The following is a 5,480-nucleotide window of genomic DNA, read 5'->3' as shown; positions in this document are numbered from 1 at the left end:
AAGCGCAGCGAAGTACCGAAGCGAAGCGTAGTGCGGAATGCCCCGACCCTTGCGCAGCAAGGGGCACGCCCAAAAAAATACTTTCAAATTAAAAATTTAACTAATTTTGTGTAATGAAAGTCTTAAAGTATTTCAGTTGGATAGTTTTAGTATCAGGATACCTCTTTACCTATGCTCAAACCGACAAAAACCGTAACCTGCACAATACTACTTTTTTTGAGGTGGACTTAGTTCATTACAACACTCTGCGTACACCTGCTTATTTGCGTTTGCGCACAGGATACAACGTAGCTCAACAAAATGCACTTGCTTGGTTAAAAAAAACTTTGCAAGTTTCCCCAAATGATGATTTTGTACTGATTAAAACTACTCAAGATGAGTTAGGCTACGTTCATCAAAAATACCAACAATACCACAACGGTTTTCCCGTAGAAACAGGTATTTATATTTTGCACACAAAAAACGGTCTATTACACAGTGCTAATGGTGTTTTTTATGATAGTCTGACAAATATCTCCTATCCTTCTCTAAATGAACATACTGCTCTACAAAAAGCCCTAGAATATACAAACGCCCAAATTTATATGTGGCAAGTACCTGATTTAGAACAGCACTTAAAAATAGAACAACGTAATCCCCAAGCTACATACTATCCAAAAGGACAGTTAGTGTATGCACCTAAGGATCATCAGTATAAGCCGAAGGCATTTCGTTTAAGCTATAAATTTGATATTTACGCTTATCAACCTTTATCCCGAAAGTATGTTTATGTAGATGCACAAACAGGTGAAATTATCTTAACTCAAGATTTAATCCATACATTTGATTCCACTGCTGTGGCACATACAAGATACAGCGATATACAAACCATAAAAACTTCATTTGTTAGTACGAATTTATTTCACCTCAAAGAATCTGCCCGCAGTGGAGTAGAAACTTATAATATGCTCAACGGTACAAACTATGCTGCTGCGGTAGATTTTGAGGATACAGATAATATATGGAATAATGTTAATCCACAACAGGATGAGGTAGCGACAGATGCCCATTGGGGCGCTGAAATGAGCTATGATTATTTCAAAAATGTCCATAACCGTTTGAGTTACAACGATGCAAATGCACCCTTGTACAGCTATGTTCATTACTCTACTAATTACCTCAATGCTTTTTGGGATGGTTGGCGAATGACATACGGAGATGGTAGCGGTTCTTTTGGTCCTTTAACCTCTATTGATATTGTGGTACATGAATTTACTCATGGAGTTACAGGCAATACTGCTGATTTAATTTACTATTCAGAATCAGGTGCGCTCAATGAGTCTTTTAGTGATATATTTGCTAAATGTGTAGAAAAAATGTATCGCCCAGGGAAGTTCAGTTGGATTATTGGCAAGGATATTCACGCATTTGGGGCAGGTATTCGTAGTATGAGCAATCCAAATATGCATGGCAACCCCGATACTTACCATGGCAATTATTGGTACTTTGGCGCAGAGGATAATGCAGGCGTACATACAAATAGCGGTGTTCAAAATTATTGGTTCTATCTACTTTGCGAAGGTGGAAGCGGTATAAATGACATAGGAAATGCTTTCAACGTAGCACCAATTGGATTCCATAAAGCTGAAAAAATAGCCTACCGCAACCTAAGTGTCTATCTTACTCCCTCATCTAATTATGCTGATGCTCGTTTTTATTCATTGATTGCCACAGGGGATTTATATGGTTTCTGTGGCTCTGAATACGCCAGTGTGGCAAATGCTTGGTATGCAGTAGGTGTAGGAAATGCATATAAACCAGGCGTAGAAGCAGATTTTGAAACTTATCCACAAACGTTCTGTTACGTTCCTGTAACTGTTCAGTTCAAAGATAAAAGCAACAATGCTTTTAGCTATCATTGGAACTTTGGAAACAGCACAACGAGCACGGCATCTAATCCCGTAGCAACCTACACCTACCCTGGCAGCTACAACGTGCAACTAATTGTAAATGGAGGATGCGGAACAGATACTGTAGTCAAAACTGACTATATTCAAATAAATACTTTGGCAAGCCCTACTTCAAATAATGTAGGTATCTGTAAAGGTACAAGCACTGTACTTCATGCGGTCCCATCAGGAAGTGGTCAAATCTATTGGTATAACAGTTTAACTTCTACTACACCCTTATTCGTAGGAAATACATTCACTACTCCTTCACTTAGTGCCACTACTACTTATTATGTAGCTGAGGAAGTTAAAAATTCTTTACAAACCTTAGGTCCCGTAGATACTAGCTTTACTTTGGTATCTAATACTGTTGCCCCAAACTACTACCTTGTTTTTGACGTCTATAAGGATATAGTGTTAGACAGTGTAACTGTGTACGCTACTCAAGCAGGCGATAGAATTATCCAAGTTAAAGATAAGAGCAATAACGTAGTAGCCAGTAAAACAGTAAATTTAGGTATAGGTAAGCATCAAGTTTATTTAGGTTTTGCCATCAAAGCAGGTACAGATTACAAAATAGGTTTAGATCCGAGTTCTGTGGGCAGGTTATTGAGAAATTACAATTCTATTCCTTATCCTTATACTATTCCTGGTTTAGCAAGTATCAAGAAAAGCAGCGTAAACAACAACTACTTTTTCTTTTATAATTGGAAAATAAGAGAAAGAAATTGCGCTAGTCCCCGCGTACCTGTACAAGTAAATGTATTTACCAAACCTTCTACCCCTGTAATTTCAGTATCGGGTGGTAATTTAATAGCAAACGCAAGTCCTGCTACACATTTTCAGTGGTTTTTTAATGGCAATCCTATTTCTGGGGCTACTAATCAGATATATACACCCACGGTTACAGGTATCTATACCGTAGTAGCTTACAATCATGATTGTGCTTCTAATACATCCAGTCCGTACAGCTATACTTCTTCGTTTATTTTTGTACAAGAAGGTAGTGAATTATCTCTGCATGTTTATCCAAATCCTGTACAGGAACATGTATATGTCCAATTCTCTCAACTCAATTCAGCCAAATCGGCACAAATTGTAGATATGCAAGGTAAAGTAGTTGCGGAGGTTCTACTTGAACAGCTATTAAACAAAATAGACATAAGTCATCTACCCAAAGGTGTGTACTCAATAAAAGTTGAGGGCTACAAGTTGGAGAAGTTGATAATTTACTAACAGCATTCCTGTTTTTACGAAAAGTTCAATTTTTTGGGTGTACTCTTGTATGGAGCGGCGTGCTTCGGGCTACATGCAGGATGCCTCGCATACTTGCGCAACAAGGGATACGCTTAAAAAGCAAAATTATTTTTCAACTAACACAAATTATGACTGAATGTCATATTATTAGCACCTTAAAAAAGTCTATTCCTCGTATAAAATTTTTGAAAATTAGAGTAATGTGCTGCGATTAGTAAAAAATTAAAGTAATTTGAATTTATTACCAGAGTTTTTTATATACTTGCATAAGTATCATAAAAACGTATGAGGTACATTCTTATTCTTGTTACTTTGGCGGCGTTCAAGCTTGCTTCCTATGGACAGGAAGCTATAAAAATAGACCCACGTGTCTATTTACATTACACGCCTGAGCAAATAGAAGAGCTTAAAGCCAATCCTAAAAAGTTGAAATGTGTCAATTACTTGTATTCACAATCCTTTATTGTGAATAATCGGAATTGTTCAGGCTGCACGCCTATTGATCCTCAAACTTTTGATGTAGCTACCGTAGAGCATTTTAGAAAGCAAAGCGAAAGAGTTACAGTTGGAGTTAGCCGTGAAGGACATACAGTTACTTTGTTATCCCGAGATGAACTTCAAGCAATTTACGATACATTCTAGATAAATTAGAAAGGAGGTAAAACATGAAGAAAATAATATTCATTATTATCTTGCTGTTATTTACAAGCCATTTGTACACTAATGCCCAAACCTATCTAATTACAAATGGTACAGTAACAACCTGTTCAGGTTCATTTTTTGATACAGGTGGACCTTCAGGAAACTATGGCAACAATCAGTACTTCACGTTTACCATTTGTGCCACAGCAGGGCAATGCGTACAAGTAAGTTTTACTTCATTTAACATAGAAAGTGGTTTTGATTTCTTGTATATCTACAATGGTCCAAGTACAGCATCGCCCTTAATTGGAACTTATACAGGTACAGCAAGCCCAGGTACTGTAACTTCAACTACGGGATGTTTAACATTTGTATTTACCTCTGACTACATCATTACTGGACCTGGTTGGTCTGCTACTATAACCTGTGTCCCTTGTGGAAGTGGAGGTCCTGTTACCGCGGGAGATTGTGCACAAGCGGTAACCGTTTGCACAAATCTTAGTTTCGCCATAGATCCTAACGGTTTTGGCTCTATCAATGAAATATGTAGCCCTGGAACATGTGCTGCTAACCCCAATACTAACCCTGCTAGCAGTAATTATGGATGTTTACTAGCAGGTGAGTTAAACAGCACATGGCTTTTAATCACTATTACTTCACCAGGCACATTAGAGTTCAGTTTTGGTGATAATACTACACCTTATCCTCAGTCGGGATGTTATGATTGGATTATGTGGCCTTACTCGCCTACTGCATGTGCGCAAATTTTAGCAGGTACCTTGGCACCTATACGATGCAATTGGAATTCCCCCTGCTCAGGAGGTACAGGTATTGCAGCCCCTGCAAACATTCCCCCTGGAGGGTATTCAACCAATTTTGAACCTGTTTTAACCGTAACTACAGGGCAACAGTTCGTAATTTGTTTTTCTAACTATAGCGGAGTATACACTAATGTACCATTGAGATTTTTCGGTACCGCAGGTATTGCGTGTGTATTGCCTATTGAATTCCTTAATGCTACTGCCATTCAAAAAGGTAAAGAAGCAAAAATTATTTGGAAAACACCTTATACTACCCAGCATACGCGAAGCTATTTAGTAGAAAAGCAAACCACGGGTAATGTATGGAAAACTATCTCTAACGTTTTATTTGTAAATGGTCAAACAACGTACGAGGTTACTGACAAAAGCATTGACATAGGAAAAAATATTTATAGAATTACTCAAATTCACAAGGATGGAACACACGGATATTCAGAAATAGTAGAACTCACAGTTGAACAACTTCCAACTTACTTTATCTATCCCAATCCTGTTAAAGAAGTCTTGAATTTACAACTTAACCCTTCACAGTCTTATGAAATTGCGATTGTAAATGCAGCAGGGCAAGTAGTCTACCAAAACTCCAACTTAACTCAACTTTCAGATTTACAAATAGATACAAGTCATTTACCTTCGGGTAACTATTGGATACGTATCAATAACGAGATTACTTCATTTATCAAGCAGTAACCAAGACATGCAAAAGTATTAGCGGCTTATTCAAAATTAAGCCGCTAATTTTTTTGTTTTAGATGGATTTTTTGGGCGTGCCCCTTGCTGCGCAAGGGTCGGGGCATTCCGCACTGCGCTTCGCTTCGGTACTTCGCTAACG

3 protein-coding genes are annotated in these 5,480 nt (G+C 38.0%); all 3 read left to right on the top strand.

What is annotated here, in order from left to right:
• Window positions 1–113: 113 nt before the first annotated feature.
• A complete protein-coding gene (locus NZ519_11340; GenBank protein MCS7029346.1) occupies window positions 114–3,164 on the top strand; it encodes a M4 family metallopeptidase in 3,051 nt (1,016 codons plus the stop codon).
• Window positions 3,165–3,470: 306 nt separating this feature from the next.
• On the top strand, window positions 3,471–3,827 hold the full coding sequence (locus tag NZ519_11335) for a hypothetical protein (GenBank protein ID MCS7029345.1): 357 nt from the start codon (window positions 3,471–3,473) through the stop codon (window positions 3,825–3,827).
• A 23-nt stretch (window positions 3,828–3,850) separates the two neighbouring features.
• Complete coding sequence (locus NZ519_11330; GenBank protein ID MCS7029344.1) at window positions 3,851–5,338, top strand: T9SS type A sorting domain-containing protein; 1,488 nt, start codon at window positions 3,851–3,853, stop codon at window positions 5,336–5,338.
• Window positions 5,339–5,480: the final 142 nt, after the last annotated feature.

This window comes from Bacteroidia bacterium (genome assembly GCA_025056095.1).
Classification (GTDB): Bacteria; Bacteroidota; Bacteroidia; order JANWVE01; family JANWVE01; genus JANWVE01.
Note: the sequence above shows the minus strand (reverse complement) of the source record. Positions and strands in the feature narration are given on the sequence as shown.